Consider the following 14,683-nt stretch of genomic DNA (forward strand, 5'->3'; position numbering starts at 1 on the left):
ATTCAAGTGCTTAAATGCGACGAAAGCCGCTGGTTTAATCGGCAAAAACAGGAATAATCTTTGCTTGTTGAAAAGCGCAGGCCTCTACCCCGGCCCTGCGTCAGGCGAAACTCCTATCCGGAGCGGAGCACCGAAACATGGAGATACACAATGTCTACTGCCCCCGTCACGCTAATGGTAGCCCGTCGCGTCGCCGATGGTCGCTATCAGGATCTGATCGCCTGGCTGCGCGAAGGCGAACAACTGGCCACTGATTTTCCCGGTTATCTGGGTTCCGGCGTGCTCGCACCACCGCCCGGCGATAACGAATTCCAGATCATTTTCCGCTTTGTCGACGAGCAGACGCTGCATGCCTGGGAACATTCGGCATCGCGCACCGCTTGGTTGAGCCGTGGCAGCGATCTGTTCGCCCATCCGCAGGAACACCGCGTCAGCGGTATCGAAGGCTGGTTCGGCGCCGCAGGCCAGCGGCCACCGCGCTGGAAACAGGCCGTGGCGATCTGGCTGGCCTTTTTTCCGGTGTCGCTGTTGTTCAATTTTATCCTCGGGCCATTGCTCGCCGAACTGAGCTTGCTGCCCCGTGTGCTGATCAGTACAGCATGCCTGACACCGCTGATGGTTTACCTCTTTATTCCGCTGTCGACGCGCTTGCTGGCGAACTGGTTGAACAGCCCCCCGACACGGCCGTTGCCGGTGACACCGTCTACGCAAAATCGCTAATCCTTTGCGGGAGCGAGCCTGCTTGCCAATGCTGGCCGTCGTCCAACATGGATGTCGACTGATGCAGCGTTTTCGCGAGCAGGCGCGCTCCCACAGGCAGGTGGTATCACCAGCAATAGGTATACCGCTCATGTCGCTGTTATAGTTTTTGCTTACCCTGCGATGCGAGCTGTTCATGCCTGATTGCGTAGCCCCGATCCTCCTCACCGGTGCCGGCCAGCGTGTCGGGTTGCATTGTGCCCAGCGCTTGCTCGAAGACGGCCACCGTGTGATTTTCAGCTACCGCACGGAACGCCCCGGCGTGCAAACGCTGCGCGACCTGGGCGCCATTGGCCTGTTCGCAGACTTCTCCAGTGAAGCCGGTATCCTCGCCTTTATCACCGAACTGCAATCGCACACCGACAGCCTGCGCGCCATCGTGCACAACGCCTCCGAATGGCTGGCCGAAACCCCGGGCAACGAGGCCCAGGCCTTTGCTCGGCTGTTCAATGTGCACATGCTCGCGCCATATTTGATCAACCTGCACTGCGCCGACATGCTACGGCGCTCGGCGCCCGCCGACATCGTCCATATCAGTGATGACGTCACGCGCAGAGGCAGCAGCAAACACATCGGCTACTGCGCCAGCAAAGCCGGGCTGGACAGCCTGACGCTGTCTTTTGCCGCCCGCTATGCGCCGGCGATCAAGGTCAACGGCATCTCCCCGGCCCTGCTATTGTTCAATCCCGACGACGATGCGGCGTACCGCGCCAAGGCCTTGGCCAAATCGGCGCTGGGGATCGAGCCCGGCAGCGAAGTGATCTATCAGAGCTTGCGTTATCTGCTCGATAACCCCTACGTCACCGGCACGACCCTGACCGTCAACGGCGGGCGGCACGTCAAATAACGTCCTGCTGCGAGGCTGTCCATGAACCGCTCCCTGCCCGAACATTACCGCGACATTTTGATCGGCCTCGGTGAAGATCCCGACCGAGAAGGGTTGCTCGATACACCGGTGCGCGCGGCCAGGGCCATGCAGTACCTGTGTCACGGTTACGAACAGAGCGTCGAAACCATCGTCAATGGTGCGCTGTTTGCTTCTGACAGCGATGAAATGATCATCGTCGCCGACATCGAGTTGTACTCATTGTGCGAACATCACTTGCTGCCCTTCATCGGCAAGGCCCATGTGGCTTATATTCCAACAGGCAAGGTGCTGGGATTGTCGAAAATCGCCCGACTGGTAGACATGTTCGCCCGGCGCCTGCAGATTCAGGAAAACCTCACCCGGCAAATAGCCGATGCGGTGCAGCAGGTCACCGATGCCGCCGGCGTCGCGGTGGTCATTGAAGCCAGACACATGTGCATGATGATGCGCGGTGTCGAAAAACAGAATTCGACCATGAACACCTCGGTCATGCTCGGCGCCTTCCGCGACTCGAGCACCACCCGCCAGGAGTTTCTGCAATTGATTGGACGGAGCAAGTAAATGCCACAACTTCAACCAGGAATGGCACGCATCCGGGTCAAGGATTTGCGCTTGCGCACCTTTATCGGGATCAACGAGGACGAGATCCTCAACAAGCAGGATGTGCTGATCAACCTGACCATTCTGTATGCCGCGCAGGAAGCGGTGCGTGACAACGACATCGACCATGCGCTGAATTACCGCACCATCACCAAGGCGATCATCGCCCATGTCGAGGGCAACCGCTTCGCGCTGCTCGAGCGTCTGACCCAGGAACTGCTCGATCTGGTGATGACCAACGACTCGGTGCTGTACGCCGAAGTCGAAGTCGACAAACCGCACGCGCTGCGTTTCGCCGAGTCGGTCTCGATAACGCTCGCGGCAAGCCGCTAAGCTTCAAGCTTCAAGCTTCAAGCTTCAAGCCGCAAGCTGTAAACTTCGCTCACTGTCACCCCATCTTGCAGCTTGAAGCGCGCCGCTTGAAGCTGTCTCGCAGAGACCCCTATGACCGAGCAACAACGCCTCGAACTCGAAGCCGCCGCCTTCCGCCGGCTGGTCGCCCACCTGGACAGCCGCAAGGATGTGCAGAACATCGACCTGATGAACCTCGCCGGCTTCTGCCGCAACTGCCTGTCCAAGTGGTACAAGGCCGAAGCCGACGAGCGTCAGATCGAGGTCAGCCTTGATGACGCCCGCGAAGTGGTTTACGGCATGCCATACGCCGAGTGGAAAGCGCAATATCAGCAAGAAGCCAGCGCCGAACAACAAGCGGCGTTCGCCAAAGGAAAAACCCATGACTGATCTGAACATCCTGCGGGCCAGCCTGAAGAGCGGCGAACACGCTTTTGCCGACACCCTCGCGTTCATCGCCGCCGGTTACGACTATCAGCCGCAGGCCTTCAACAACGGTGGCGTGGAAAATGCCGCCGGGCAGAACGAAGGCTCATGCAAGACGCTCGGCCTGGCGCTGCTGGAAGGCTTGAGTGATGAAGAAGCGCTGCTGGCATTCGGCGAGCATTACCGTTCGGTCGTCGCAACGCCTGAGGGCAACGATCACGGCAATATTCGCGCGCTGATCAAACACGGCCTTGCCGGTGTGAAACTTGAAGGCCAGCCGCTGACCCGCCGCTAATCTCTGCAGCCACGCGATCCCCTGTGGGAGCGGGCTTGCTCGCGAATGCGGTCTGATATTCAACATTAATGTCGACAGAAATACCGCTTTCGCGAGCAAGCTCGCTCCCACATTTTGAGTTGTGGAGGCCCGGATAACGGGCACAAAAAAACCGGCCATTCTCTGGCCGGTTTTTTTGTGCCTGCGATTTAGAACGTAGCGTTCTGCAGACCGTCCAGGTAACGCTCGGTATCGAGTGCCGCCATGCAGCCGGCGCCCGCCGAGGTGATGGCCTGACGGTAAACGTGGTCAGCCACGTCACCGGCCGCGAAGACACCTTCGACGCTAGTGGCAGTGGCGTTGCCTTCACGGCCGCCCTGCACCACCAGATAACCGTCCTTGAGCGTCAACTGGCCTTCGAACAGCGAGGTGTTCGGGGTGTGACCGATGGCGATGAACACGCCGTCGACCTTGATTTCGTCGAAGCTGCCATCGTTGTTGCGCAGACGCGCACCGGTCACGCCCATGTTGTCGCCGAGGACTTCGTCCAGGTTGGCGTTCAACTTGAGGATGATCTTGCCTTCGGCCACACGGGCGTTGAGCTTGTCGATGAGGATCTTCTCGGCACGGAAGGTTTCGCGACGGTGAACCAGCGTTACGGTGCTGGCGATGTTGGCCAGATACAGTGCTTCCTCAACCGCGGTGTTGCCGCCGCCCACCACCGCTACCGGCTTGTTGCGGTAGAAGAAACCGTCGCAGGTCGCGCAGGCCGACACGCCTTTGCCCATGAACGCTTCTTCCGAAGGCAGGCCCAGGTAACGGGCGCTGGCACCGGTAGCGATGATCAGCGCGTCGCAGGTGTAGACGGCGCTGTCACCGGTCAGGGTGTACGGCTTGGCAGCGAAATCCACAGCGTTGATGTGATCGAAAACGATCTCGGTTTCGAAACGCTCGGCGTGTTCGCGCATCCGCTCCATCAGCACCGGACCGGTCAGACCGTGCACGTCGCCCGGCCAGTTATCGACTTCGGTCGTGGTGGTCAGTTGACCGCCGGCCTGCATGCCGGTGATCAGCAATGGCTTGAGGTTGGCACGGGCCGCGTAGACCGCAGCGCTGTAACCGGCAGGGCCGGAACCGAGAATAATCACTCGCGAATGACGGACTTCAGACATGACCTGCTCCTGTTGACCGGGCCGAAAAACGGGCACGGATCGCCGGACTGCCGGCGGGAATAAAAAAGGACCGTGGATGACCTTGGGGAAGGCTTGAACTCGACAGTCCTGTAAAAAGTTGGGTGCAGCGTATCGAGGGGGGCAAGATTAAGGAAATACGGTTTAACAATCCAGCTCATAGGTGGTCTCTATGCCGAGCGACTGACCTGATGGACGTCTTTGTTACAGTGCATGTCGATTAATCTGCCGCGCTTTCACCACCGCTGCAAAGCCGGTAAGGTCGGCGCGTTTTCCCTTGCTCGGAGCACCTTATGCCCGCCCCCGTTCTTTCCGGCCCGCAATACCTGCGCGAAGGCCTCAAACTGGTTCTCAGCCCAGGCCTGCGCCTGTTCGTGCTGTTGCCGCTGGCGATCAATCTGGTGCTGTTTGTCGGTTTGATCTATCTGGCCGGCCATCAGTTCAGTCTGTGGGTCGACACGCTGATGCCGTCACTGCCCGAATGGCTGAGCTTCCTCAGCTACATCCTCTGGCCGTTGTTCGTGGTGCTGGTGGTGCTGATGGTGTTTTTCAGCTTCACCTTGCTCGCCAATATCATTGCCGCACCGTTCAATGGCTTCCTTGCGGAAAAAGTCGAAGTGGTGGTGCGTGGCACCGACGACTTCCCGGCGTTCAGTTGGGGCGAGCTGATCGCCATGGTTCCGCGTACATTCGCCCGGGAAATGCGCAAGCTTGGCTATTTCCTGCCGCGGGCGATCGGCCTGTTCATCCTTTCGTTCATTCCCGTGGTCAACATCATCGCCGCACCGCTATGGCTGCTGTTCGGCGTATGGATGATGGCGATCCAGTACATCGACTACCCGGCGGACAACCATAAACTCGGCTGGAACGAGATGCTCGCCTGGCTGCGGCAAAAGCGCTGGCAGAGCATGAGTTTCGGCGGCAGCGTGTATCTGGTGTTGCTGATCCCTGTGGTCAACATCCTGATGATGCCGGCCGCGGTCGCCGGGGCGACGCTGTTCTGGGTGCGTGAGCGCGGTGCGGAGAACCTCGTTACGCAAAACTGACCCAGTCACAAATCCATCATCCAAACGTCACATCGTCGACATGGCCTCAGCCGACACTGAGGTCATGACGACAGCTCTACACATCACCCTGATCAGCGAAACCTTCCCACCGGAAATCAACGGCGTGGCCAATACCCTTGGCCGCTTGTGCGATGGACTGCGCGCGCGTGGGCATCAGGTTGACCTGGTGCGCCCGCGTCAGGCCGGCGATCAGCAACGTAGCGATGACGAATTGTTGCTGTGTCGCGGCTGGCCATTGCCGGGGTATCCCGGCCTGCAATGGGGCCAGTCATCGATGCATAAACTGCTGCGGCGTTGGAAGCATCAACGCCCGGATGTGCTGTACATCGCCACCGAGGGTCCGCTGGGGTTGTCGGCGCTGCGGGCGGCACGACGCCTGGGCATTGCGGTGGTCAGCGGTTTTCATACCAATTTCCAGCAATACACCAGCCAATACGGACTCGGTTTACTGACACGGATGCTCACGCATTACCTGCGCTGGTTTCACAATCGTTCGGCGTTGACGCTAGTGCCAAGTGTCAGCCAACGCCTGGAGCTGGAACGCCGGCATTTTGAGCGACTCGCCCTGCTATCACGCGGTGTGGACAGCCAGTTGTTTCACCCCAGCAAACGGCTGAACACACTTCGTCAGCAGTGGGGGCTGGCTGAACGCGATATAGCCGTGATTCACGTAGGACGACTCGCACCGGAGAAAAACCTCGGCCTGCTCAAACGCTGTTTCGAAAAACTTCGCCAGACTTATCCACAGCGCAATCTGAAGCTGATTGTGGTGGGCGACGGTCCACAGCGCACAGCGTTGGAGAAGGACCTGCCAGAGGCTATTTTCTGCGGCGCCCAGCGTGGCGAAGCCCTGGCGGCGCACTATGCCTCTGGAGATGTGTTTGTGTTTCCGAGCCTGACGGAAACCTTTGGCAACGTGGTGTTGGAAGCCTTGGCCTCGGGGTTGGGCGTGGTGGCCTATGACCAAGCCGCGGCGGCGCAGCATATTCGCCACGGTTACAACGGCGTATCAGCGATGCCCGGTGATGAGCAGGCTTTTTGCGAAGCGGCGGCGTGGTTGCTGGAGGAAGACGAGCGGTTGCGTTGTGTGCGGCTGAATGCGCGACAGCATGGCAGCCGGCAGGGCTGGGCGGCAATTATCGAGCAATTTGAAGGGTATTTGCGGGGGGCTTGTCAGAGGGAGCTGGTAGTGCCGAATGCGCAGACATTGCCCTGAGCCATGGCTGACTTGGAGACCGCTATCGCGAGCAGGCTCACTCCTACAAAGGGAACGCATTCCAATTGTAGGAGTGAGCCTGCTCGCGATGGCGTCAGTGAAAGCGCCGCTTAAACCAGGGTCATCAACGCCTCACGGCTGAACGGCAGAATATCCTGCTCACGCCCTTCGCGAACTTTCTGCGCCCAGTCCGGGTCGACCAGCAGCGCGCGCCCCACCGCCACCAGATCGAATTCTTCCTTGTTCAGCCGTTCCAGCAGGTTCTCCAGACTCGCCGGCTGCGCAACCTTGTCGGTGTTGACCATGAACTGCAGGAACTCGCCATCCAGGCCAACGCTGCCGACGGTGATGGTCGGTTTGCCGGTCAGTTTACGGGTCCAGCCGGCCAGGTTCAGATCGGAGCCGTCGAACTCCGGCTCCCAGAAACGTCGCGTCGAGCAGTGGAAAATATCCACGCCCGCGTCAGACAGCGGCTTGAGGAATTCACCCAACGCTTCAGGAGTTTGTACCAGACGCGCGGTGTAATCCTGCTGCTTCCATTGCGAAAAGCGGAAGATGATCGGAAAACCTTCGCCGACTGCCGCACGTACCGCCTGAATCAATTCGATGGCGAAACGCGAGCGGTTGGCCAGACTGCCGCCGTACTCATCGGTACGCTGATTGCTGCCTTCCCAGAAGAACTGGTCGACCAGATAACCGTGGGCGCCATGGATTTCCACGCCATCCATGCCGATGTCTTGCGCAGCTTTGGCAGCTTGGGCAAACGCGGCAATCACGTCCTGGATGTCTTGTTTGCTCATGCCGTGCACCACGACCTGACCATCCTTGAGCTTTTCCGACGGACCGTAGCCCGGAACGCTGGCGTCCGGCTCGGTGCCGAGGCGGCGCACGCTGCCGACGTGCCACAGTTGCGGGACGATCTTGCCGCCTTCAGCGTGGACCGCGTCGACGACTTTTTTCCAGCCTGCCAGCGGCGCTTCACCGAAAAACTGCGGCACGTTCGGGTAGCCGTTGGAGGCGATATGGCCGACCGTGGTGCCTTCGGTAATGATCAGGCCGACACCGGCCGCTGCGCGACGACGATAGTATTCAATGACTTTGGAATTCGGTACGCCGCCAGGCGAAAACGAACGGGTCATTGGCGCCATGACCACCCGGGTCGGCAATTCGAGGGCACCGAGGTGGAACGGTTTGAACAGGGCTTGAACGGGCATCGGCGAGGCTCCACAGAGAGGACTTTATGACGAAGATAATATGGAGAGTCGAAGACGCTGAACAGCATTATTGATTGGGGTGATTAAGGGTTAAAAGATCAAAGGCAAAAGATCGTCCGAAGGCTCGGGCCGCGATCGGGCGATCTCCTGATCCTGCTTTTCAGGCCAACGCTTTTTCGATCGCGGCAATCACGCTCGGATCATCCGGCGCCGTGCGCGGCGAGAATCGCGCCAGTACCCGACCATCCTTGCCGAGCAAAAACTTCTCGAAATTCCAGGTGATGTCACCGGGGAACTCGGCGCCCTCTCCTGCCAGCAGGCGGTACAACTGATGGCGCTCATGGCCATTGACTTCAAGCTTGCTCGACAATGGAAACGTCACGCCATAGTTGAGGCTGCAGAAATCCTGAATTTCCTGTTCAGTGCCCGGCTCCTGGCCGGCAAACTGGTTGCACGGCAGGCCCAGCACACTGAAGCCCTTGGCTTTGAACTGCTGATACAGGTTTTCGAGCGCCGCGTACTGTGGGGTCAAGCCGCACTTGGAGGCGACGTTGACCACCAGCACGACTTGGCCCTTGAACGGCGACAGCGGTAGCTCCTGTCCATCCAGGGCTGTCAGCTTAAGGTCGTGAAAAGCACTCATACCGAACTCCAGGATTCTCGTGTTCTACTCGAAACAGCCACTTGGCGGGGCCACCAAGGACAGCCGCGGACTAAAAAGGCGCCCACGGGCGCCTCTCCAGTACTCGAAGCTTAGCGCAGAAAATCAGTGGTGATGGCCACCTTCGCCATGGACGTGACCATGAGCAATTTCTTCCTGGCTGGCGTCGCGAATATCGACGATTTTTACGTCGAAGTTCAGGCGCTGACCGGCCAGCGGGTGGTTGCCGTCGACGGTGACATCATCGCCGTCCAGGTCACGAATGGTCACGATTTGCATCTGGCCATCGGGCGCCGACGCGTGGAATTGCATGCCGACTTCCAGCTCGTCAACGCCTTCGAACATGCTGCGGCTCAGGGTGCTGACCAGTTCCGCGGCGTATTCGCCGTAAGCGTCTTCCGGCTCAACGGCAACTTTCACCTCGTCACCGACAGCTTTGCCTTCGAGGGCTTTTTCCAGACCCGGGATGATGTTGCCTGCGCCTTGCAGGTAGACCAGCGGAGCGCCGCCGGCGGAGCTGTCGATGACCTCACCAGCGTCGTTGGTCAGGGTATAGTCGATGGAGACAGCCTTATTGGCGGCGATCAGCATGGGGCGAGACCTTTTGCATAAGAATATAGAAAGGCCAAGTTTAGCGAAGCAATCGCGTGAAAGCGACCACAACCCGGACAAACGGGTTTCGACCATCACCGGCTTTCATCAGGACGAGGAAGGTCACTGGGTCGCCGAGCTTTCCTGCGGCCACACCCAGCACCTGCGTCACCAGCCGCCCTGGCAATCGCGCGCCTGGGTCCTGGATCCGGCGCAACGTATTGAAAAAATAGGCCAACCCTTTGCCTGCGGTTGGTGCGCACAAGGCTCGGTTAGCGATAACCTTGGCGACTGAATTTCGGTAGTCCGCCAGACATAGGCTGACGCCCTTGCATAGAGAATTCCCATGCAAACTTTTTTTATCGCACCCACCGATTTTGGTGTGGGCCTGACCTCCATCAGCCTCGGGCTGGTGCGCACACTGGAGCGAGCCGGGCTTAAAGTCGGCTTCTTCAAACCGATCGCCCAGCCGCACCCGGGCGACACCGGCCCTGAGCGCTCCACCGAACTGGTGGCGCGCACCCACGGCCTGAAACCGCCGCAACCGTTGGGTCTGGCGCATGTCGAGCGAATGCTCGGCGACGGTCAGCTCGACGAACTGCTCGAGGAAATCATCGCGCTGTATCAACAGGCCGCCGTCGGCAAGGATGTGCTGGTGGTCGAAGGCATGGTGCCAACCCGCAGCGCCAGCTACGCCGCGCGGGTCAATCTGCACCTGGCCAAGAGCCTCGATGCCGAAGTGATTCTGGTCTCGGCGCCGGAAAACGAAGTGCTCGCCGAACTCTCCGGGCGCGTCGAACTGCAGGCGCAATTGTTTGGTGGCCCGAAAGATCCGAAGGTCCTCGGCGTAATCCTCAACAAGGTCAAGACCGAGGAGAGCATGGACGAGTTCGCCGCGCGGCTGAAGGAGCATTCGCCGCTGCTGCGCAGTGGCGATTTTCGTCTGCTCGGCTGCATTCCGTTCCAGCCGGAACTCAATGCCCCGCGCACCCGTGATGTCGCCGACCTGATGGGCGCGCAGGTGCTCAATGCTGGCGATTACGAAACCCGGCGCATGAGCAAAATCATCATTTGTGCACGCACCATGCGCAACACCGTCGAGCTGCTCAAGCCGGGCGTGCTGGTGGTGACCCCGGGTGATCGCGACGACATCATCCTTGCTGTCAGTCTCGCGGCGATCAACGGCGTGCCGCTGGCCGGCCTGCTGCTGACCAGCGACACCCTGCCCGATCCACGCATCATGGACCTGTGCCGTGGCGCCTTGCAGGCCGGTTTGCCGGTGCTGTCGGTGAGCACCGGTTCTTACGACACCGCCAACCTGCTCAACGGTTTGAACAAGGAAATCCCGATCGACGACCGCGAGCGTGCGGAAATCATCACCGATTTCGTCGCCAGCCACCTCGACGCCAACTGGCTGCACCAGCGCTGCGGCACACCGCGGGAAATGCGCCTGTCGCCAGCGGTGTTCCGCTATCAATTGATCCAGCGCGCGCAGGCGGCGAACAAACGCATCGTTCTACCCGAAGGCAGCGAACCGTTTACCGTGCAAGCGGCAGCCATCTGTCAGGAACGCGGGATCGCCCGTTGCGTGTTGCTGGCAAAACCTGCAGACGTCGAAGCGGTGGCGCGCGCGCAAGGCATCGTGTTGCCGCCGGGGCTGGAAATTCTCGATCCGGATCACATCCGCGAGCGCTACGTCGAGCCGATGGTCGCCCTGCGCAAGACCAAGAGCCTCAATGCGCCGATGGCCGAGCAGCAACTGGAAGACACTGTGGTGATCGGCACCATGATGCTCGCGCTGGATGAGGTCGATGGCCTGGTGTCGGGGGTGATCAACACCACCGCCAACACCATCCGCCCGGCCTTGCAACTGATCAAGACCGCGCCGGGCTGCACGCTGGTGTCGTCGGTGTTTTTCATGTTGTTCCCGGAAGAAGTGCTGGTCTACGGCGACTGTGTGATGAATCCGCACCCGAGCGCTGCGGAACTGGCGGAAATCGCCCTGCAAAGCGCTGACTCGGCGGCAGCCTTCGGTATCACCCCACGGGTGGCGATGATCAGCTACTCCAGCGGCGAATCGGCCAGCGGCGAAGAAGTCGAGAAGGTTCGCGAAGCCACCCTCCTCGCCCACGAGCAACAGCACTCGTTGCTGATCGACGGGCCGTTGCAGTACGACGCCGCCGCCAACGCCGATGTCGCCCGACAACTGGCGCCGAACAGTCAGGTCGCCGGACGCGCTACGGTGTTCGTGTTCCCTGATCTGAACACCGGCAACACCACGCACAAAGCTGTGCAGCGCAGCGCCGATTGCGTCAGCCTCGGGCCGATGCTGCAAGGCCTGCGCAAACCGGTGAACGATTTGCCGCGCGGTGCGCAAGTCGATGACATCGTCTACACCATCGCCCTTACGGCGATCCAAGCCGCCAACCGACCTATGGATGTGTAAATGCTGGACTTTCTCCCTGCACCGCTGCGCGGCGTGATCGCCTCGCTGCTGTTGGCGCTGAACACCATTGCGCTGTGTTCATTTCTGTTCTGTGTGGCGCTGGTCAAAGCGCTGCCATTTGCTTTGACTCAGCGCATTGCCGGTTGGCTGATGAGCCACACCCACGAAGCGTGGATCAGCAATAACAAAGGCTGGATGAATCTGGTACGGCGCACGCGCTGGCACGTCAGCGGCCTGCAAGGGCTCGACTATCAGCACTCGTACCTGATCACCAGCAACCACCAGAGCTGGGTGGATATTCTGGTCCTGCAATACGTGCTCAACCGGCGCATTCAGCCGTTGAAGTTCTTTCTCAAACAAGAGCTGATCTGGGTGCCGGTGATCGGTCTGGCGTGGTGGGCGTTGGGCTTTCCATTCATGAAGCGCTATTCCAAGGCGTATCTGGAAAAGCACCCGGAAAAGAAAGGCAAGGATCTGGAAACCACACGCAAGACTTGCGCGAAGTTTCGCCATAACCCGGTGGGGATTTTCAACTTCGTCGAAGGCACGCGTTTTACCGAGGGTAAACATGCGCAGCAGCAGTCGCCGTTCAAATACCTGCTCAAGCCCAAGGCCGGCGGGATCGCCTTTGTGCTGGATGCGATGGGCGAGCAGCTGGAGTCGATCGTCAATGTGACGATTCACTACCCGGCCGGGCGTCCGGGGTTCTGGGATCTGCTGTGCGGCAACGTGCGCGATGTGGTGGTGCATTTTGAGGAAATCAAAATCCCGCCGGCCTTCATCGGCAAGAACTACGACCAGGACGGCGAGTACCGCCTGCAATTCCAGGGCTGGATCAATCAACTGTGGCTGGACAAGGATGCGTTGCTCGAACAAATGCACCGCGAATATCCGAAGCGTTAAAGATGATCGTTCCCACGCTCCGCGTGGGAATGCAGCCCGGGACGCTCCGCGTCCCTGCCGAAGCGGACGCGGAGCGTCCAATGAGGCATTCCCACGCGGAGCGTGGGAACGATCACCAACCGAGTTAGCCCGAATAAAAAAGCCCGCCGATGATCACTCACTGGCGGGCTTTTTCTTGCAGCTTCAAGCTAAAAGCTTGCAGCTGTTTTTTGCTTAGATCGCGCCGCGTTTACGCAGCAGTTCCAGCACTTGCTTGACGCTTTCTTCCACACTCAGCGACTGCGTGTCGATCACCAGATCGGCATTCAGCGGCACGTCGTACGGGAAGGATTCGCCCGGGATATTGTCGCCGCCAGCGGCGTACAGACCTTGCGGATCACGCTCGGCGCACCCGGTTGGCGATGCCTGCACGTACACCGTCAGCAAGCGATCCTTGCCAATCAGCTCCTTGGCCTGCTCGCGACCTTCGGCACTTGGCGCAACGAACGCGGCCAGGGTCAGCAGGCCCGCTTCGTTGAACTGACGCGCCACGTGCGCGGCACGACGCCAGTTCTCGGTGCGACCGGCACGATCCTGCGGCAAACCTTTGTTGAGATCCTGACGCAGGTTCTGTCCGTCCAGCACAAACACCGCACGGCCCATGTCGAACAGCTTGCGCTCGACCGCATAAGCCAGCGTGCTTTTACCCGCGCCCGACAGACCGCTGAACAGCACGGTCGCCGGTTGCTGGCCGAAGCGCTGGGCACGTTCTTCAGTCGCAACGTGGGCCAGTTTGCCGTGATGGGTAGCGGCGCCATGCATCACTGGCTGGGCGACGATCATGCCGGCGCCGACAGTGCCATTGGTCAGACGATCAATGACAATGAATGCACCGGTGGTGCGGTTGCTTTCGTAACCGTCGAGAGCAATCGGCGCGTCGAGCGCGATCTTCACCTTGCCGATTTCGTTGAGCTGCAATGCGCTCGCCGGGCCTTCTTCCAAGGTGTTGACGTCGACCTTGTTGACGATGCTGGCGATTGAGCCTGGCACGTAACTGGTGGCGCGTTTGATGTCGTATTTCTTGCCCGGCAGCATTGGCTCTTCAGCCATCCACACCAGCATCGCTTCGAAGCTGTCGGTGACCGGCGGCACGTTATCGGCATGCACCAACAGATCGCCACGGGAGATGTCGATTTCGTCTTCCATGGTCAGCGTCACCGCTTGACCTGGACCCGCGTGCTCCAGCTCACCTTCGAAGGTGACGATGGACTTCACGCGGCTGCTTTTGCCCGACGGCAGCACGACGACTTCGTCGCCCTTGTGCACGATGCCGCTGGCCAGGGTGCCGGCGAAACCACGGAAGTTCAGGTTCGGGCGGTTGACGTACTGCACCGGGAAACGCAGGTCGGTGAAGTTGCGGTCGCCGGCGACTTCCACAGTCTCGAGAATTTCCATCAGCGACTGGCCGGTGTACCACGGCGAGCGCTCGGACTTGTTCACCACGTTGTCGCCCTTGAGGGCAGACATCGGCACGAAGTGCATGCTGGTCGGCTTCATTTTCAAGCCTTCGGCGAACTTCAGGTAGTCGGCCTTGATGGACTCGAACACGCCTTCGTCGAAGTCCTTCAGGTCCATCTTGTTGATGGCGACGACGATGTGTTTGATCCCCAGCAACGAAGCGATGAAGCTGTGACGACGGGTCTGGGTCTGCACGCCGTAACGGGCGTCGACCAGAATGATCGCCAGGTCACAGGTGGACGCACCCGTGGCCATGTTGCGGGTGTACTGCTCATGGCCGGGGGTGTCGGCGATGATGAATTTGCGCTTGGCGGTGGAGAAATAGCGGTAGGCAACATCAATGGTGATGCCCTGCTCACGCTCGGCCTGCAGGCCATCGACCAGCAAGGCCAGGTCGATGTCGTCACCGGTGGTGCCGACTTTCTTCGAGTCGCGGGTAATCGCTTCGAGGTGATCCTCGTAGATCATCTTCGAATCGTGCAGCAGGCGCCCGATCAGGGTGCTCTTGCCGTCATCGACGTTACCGCAGGTCAAAAAGCGCAGCAGCTCTTTACGTTCGTGCTGGCCCAGGTAGGCGAGGATGTCCTCGCTGATCAAATCAGATACGTGCGACATGACAG

At 59.8% G+C, this 14,683-nt stretch carries 16 protein-coding genes; 11 read left to right on the plus strand and 5 right to left on the minus strand.

Annotated elements, in window-relative coordinates; genetic code table 11:
• Positions 1 to 150: 150 nt before the first annotated feature.
• From HU739_RS13025 to HU739_RS13050, 6 genes are all read left to right on the plus strand, one after another.
• A complete protein-coding gene (locus HU739_RS13025) occupies positions 151 to 720 on the plus strand; it encodes an antibiotic biosynthesis monooxygenase (protein ID WP_186547230.1) in 570 nt (189 codons plus the stop codon).
• A gap of 175 nt (positions 721 to 895) precedes the next feature.
• Positions 896 to 1,606 (plus strand): dihydromonapterin reductase, encoded by a 711-nt coding sequence (gene folM, locus HU739_RS13030; RefSeq protein ID WP_186547231.1) that lies wholly within the window; start codon positions 896 to 898, stop codon positions 1,604 to 1,606.
• A 21-nt stretch (positions 1,607 to 1,627) separates the two neighbouring features.
• Positions 1,628 to 2,188 carry a GTP cyclohydrolase I FolE gene (folE, locus tag HU739_RS13035; RefSeq protein WP_186547232.1) on the plus strand — a complete coding sequence of 187 codons (561 nt, stop codon included), beginning with the start codon at positions 1,628 to 1,630 and terminating at the stop codon, positions 2,186 to 2,188.
• A complete protein-coding gene (folX, locus tag HU739_RS13040) occupies positions 2,189 to 2,560 on the plus strand; it encodes a dihydroneopterin triphosphate 2'-epimerase (protein WP_186547233.1) in 372 nt (123 codons plus the stop codon). It begins immediately after the preceding gene.
• Positions 2,561 to 2,671: 111 nt separating this feature from the next.
• Positions 2,672 to 2,968 carry a DUF1244 domain-containing protein gene (locus tag HU739_RS13045; RefSeq protein ID WP_186547234.1) on the plus strand — a complete coding sequence of 99 codons (297 nt, stop codon included), beginning with the start codon at positions 2,672 to 2,674 and terminating at the stop codon, positions 2,966 to 2,968.
• Entirely contained in the window at positions 2,961 to 3,299 is a 339-nt protein-coding gene (locus HU739_RS13050; protein ID WP_186547235.1) for a HopJ type III effector protein, read from the plus strand. Before HU739_RS13045 ends, HU739_RS13050 begins: the two co-directional genes overlap by 8 nt.
• 188 nt (positions 3,300 to 3,487) lie before the next feature.
• Here the strand turns inward: HU739_RS13050 and trxB are convergent, their stop codons facing one another.
• Positions 3,488 to 4,450, minus strand: coding sequence for a thioredoxin-disulfide reductase (trxB, locus tag HU739_RS13055; protein WP_186547236.1), 963 nt, complete (start codon positions 4,448 to 4,450; stop codon positions 3,488 to 3,490).
• A 311-nt stretch (positions 4,451 to 4,761) separates the two neighbouring features.
• Between trxB and cysZ the strand changes: the two genes are divergently transcribed.
• Both cysZ and HU739_RS13065 read left to right on the plus strand, forming a co-directional pair.
• Positions 4,762 to 5,514, plus strand: a complete 753-nt coding sequence (gene cysZ, locus HU739_RS13060; protein ID WP_186547237.1) for a sulfate transporter CysZ — start codon at positions 4,762 to 4,764, stop codon at positions 5,512 to 5,514.
• Between the two features lie 40 nt (positions 5,515 to 5,554).
• Entirely contained in the window at positions 5,555 to 6,751 is a 1,197-nt protein-coding gene (locus tag HU739_RS13065) for a glycosyltransferase family 4 protein (protein ID WP_186547238.1), read from the plus strand.
• Positions 6,752 to 6,861: 110 nt separating this feature from the next.
• On the opposite strand, the gene HU739_RS13070 is transcribed toward HU739_RS13065, so the two are convergent.
• The 3 genes from HU739_RS13070 to HU739_RS13080 all read right to left on the minus strand — a co-directional run bounded on the left by HU739_RS13070 (position 6,862) and on the right by HU739_RS13080 (position 9,217).
• A complete protein-coding gene (locus HU739_RS13070) occupies positions 6,862 to 7,965 on the minus strand; it encodes an NADH:flavin oxidoreductase (RefSeq protein ID WP_186547239.1) in 1,104 nt (367 codons plus the stop codon).
• Between the two features lie 160 nt (positions 7,966 to 8,125).
• Positions 8,126 to 8,608 carry a glutathione peroxidase gene (locus tag HU739_RS13075; RefSeq protein WP_186547240.1) on the minus strand — a complete coding sequence of 161 codons (483 nt, stop codon included), beginning with the start codon at positions 8,606 to 8,608 and terminating at the stop codon, positions 8,126 to 8,128.
• A 123-nt stretch (positions 8,609 to 8,731) separates the two neighbouring features.
• Positions 8,732 to 9,217, minus strand: a complete 486-nt coding sequence (locus tag HU739_RS13080; RefSeq protein WP_186547241.1) for an FKBP-type peptidyl-prolyl cis-trans isomerase — start codon at positions 9,215 to 9,217, stop codon at positions 8,732 to 8,734.
• Here HU739_RS13080 and HU739_RS13085 point away from each other — a divergent pair.
• Genes HU739_RS13085 through HU739_RS13095 form a run of 3 tightly spaced genes read left to right on the plus strand, consistent with a single transcriptional unit; the run spans position 9,186 to position 12,566 of the window.
• Positions 9,186 to 9,512, plus strand: coding sequence for a DUF3565 domain-containing protein (locus HU739_RS13085; RefSeq protein WP_186547242.1), 327 nt, complete (start codon positions 9,186 to 9,188; stop codon positions 9,510 to 9,512). The two genes, HU739_RS13080 and HU739_RS13085, sit on opposite strands and share 32 nt — an antisense overlap.
• Before the next feature lie 51 nt (positions 9,513 to 9,563).
• The gene (gene pta, locus HU739_RS13090; RefSeq protein WP_186547243.1) at positions 9,564 to 11,663 is read left to right on the plus strand and encodes a phosphate acetyltransferase; all 2,100 of its coding nucleotides are present in this window, start codon (positions 9,564 to 9,566) and stop codon (positions 11,661 to 11,663) included.
• Positions 11,664 to 12,566 carry an acyltransferase gene (locus HU739_RS13095; protein WP_186547244.1) on the plus strand — a complete coding sequence of 301 codons (903 nt, stop codon included), beginning with the start codon at positions 11,664 to 11,666 and terminating at the stop codon, positions 12,564 to 12,566.
• Between the two features lie 213 nt (positions 12,567 to 12,779).
• Here HU739_RS13095 and cysN read toward each other — a convergent pair whose 3' ends face one another.
• Positions 12,780 to 14,678, minus strand: coding sequence for a sulfate adenylyltransferase subunit CysN (cysN, locus tag HU739_RS13100; protein WP_186547245.1), 1,899 nt, complete (start codon positions 14,676 to 14,678; stop codon positions 12,780 to 12,782).
• Positions 14,679 to 14,683: the final 5 nt, after the last annotated feature.

Origin of the sequence: Pseudomonas hamedanensis, from assembly GCF_014268595.2 — a bacterium.
Lineage (GTDB): Bacteria > Pseudomonadota > Gammaproteobacteria > Pseudomonadales > Pseudomonadaceae > Aquipseudomonas > Aquipseudomonas hamedanensis.

Bases quoted from the DNA above. Each gene is read 5' to 3' on its own strand.
- HU739_RS13025 (WP_186547230.1), top strand. From the start codon at position 151: ATGTCTACTGCCCCCGTCACGCTAATGGTAGCCCGTCGCGTCGCCGAT.
- folM (WP_186547231.1), top strand. From the start codon at position 896: ATGCCTGATTGCGTAGCCCCGATCCTCCTCACCGGTGCCGGCCAGCGT.
- folE (WP_186547232.1), top strand. From the start codon at position 1,628: ATGAACCGCTCCCTGCCCGAACATTACCGCGACATTTTGATCGGCCTC.
- folX (WP_186547233.1), top strand. From the start codon at position 2,189: ATGCCACAACTTCAACCAGGAATGGCACGCATCCGGGTCAAGGATTTG.
- HU739_RS13045 (WP_186547234.1), top strand. From the start codon at position 2,672: ATGACCGAGCAACAACGCCTCGAACTCGAAGCCGCCGCCTTCCGCCGG.
- HU739_RS13050 (WP_186547235.1), top strand. From the start codon at position 2,961: ATGACTGATCTGAACATCCTGCGGGCCAGCCTGAAGAGCGGCGAACAC.
- trxB (WP_186547236.1), bottom strand. From the start codon at position 4,450: ATGTCTGAAGTCCGTCATTCGCGAGTGATTATTCTCGGTTCCGGCCCT.
- cysZ (WP_186547237.1), top strand. From the start codon at position 4,762: ATGCCCGCCCCCGTTCTTTCCGGCCCGCAATACCTGCGCGAAGGCCTC.
- HU739_RS13065 (WP_186547238.1), top strand. From the start codon at position 5,555: ATGGCCTCAGCCGACACTGAGGTCATGACGACAGCTCTACACATCACC.
- HU739_RS13070 (WP_186547239.1), bottom strand. From the start codon at position 7,965: ATGCCCGTTCAAGCCCTGTTCAAACCGTTCCACCTCGGTGCCCTCGAA.
- HU739_RS13075 (WP_186547240.1), bottom strand. From the start codon at position 8,608: ATGAGTGCTTTTCACGACCTTAAGCTGACAGCCCTGGATGGACAGGAG.
- HU739_RS13085 (WP_186547242.1), top strand. From the start codon at position 9,186: ATGGAGACAGCCTTATTGGCGGCGATCAGCATGGGGCGAGACCTTTTG.
- HU739_RS13080 (WP_186547241.1), bottom strand. From the start codon at position 9,217: ATGCTGATCGCCGCCAATAAGGCTGTCTCCATCGACTATACCCTGACC.
- pta (WP_186547243.1), top strand. From the start codon at position 9,564: ATGCAAACTTTTTTTATCGCACCCACCGATTTTGGTGTGGGCCTGACC.
- HU739_RS13095 (WP_186547244.1), top strand. From the start codon at position 11,664: ATGCTGGACTTTCTCCCTGCACCGCTGCGCGGCGTGATCGCCTCGCTG.
- cysN (WP_186547245.1), bottom strand. From the start codon at position 14,678: ATGTCGCACGTATCTGATTTGATCAGCGAGGACATCCTCGCCTACCTG.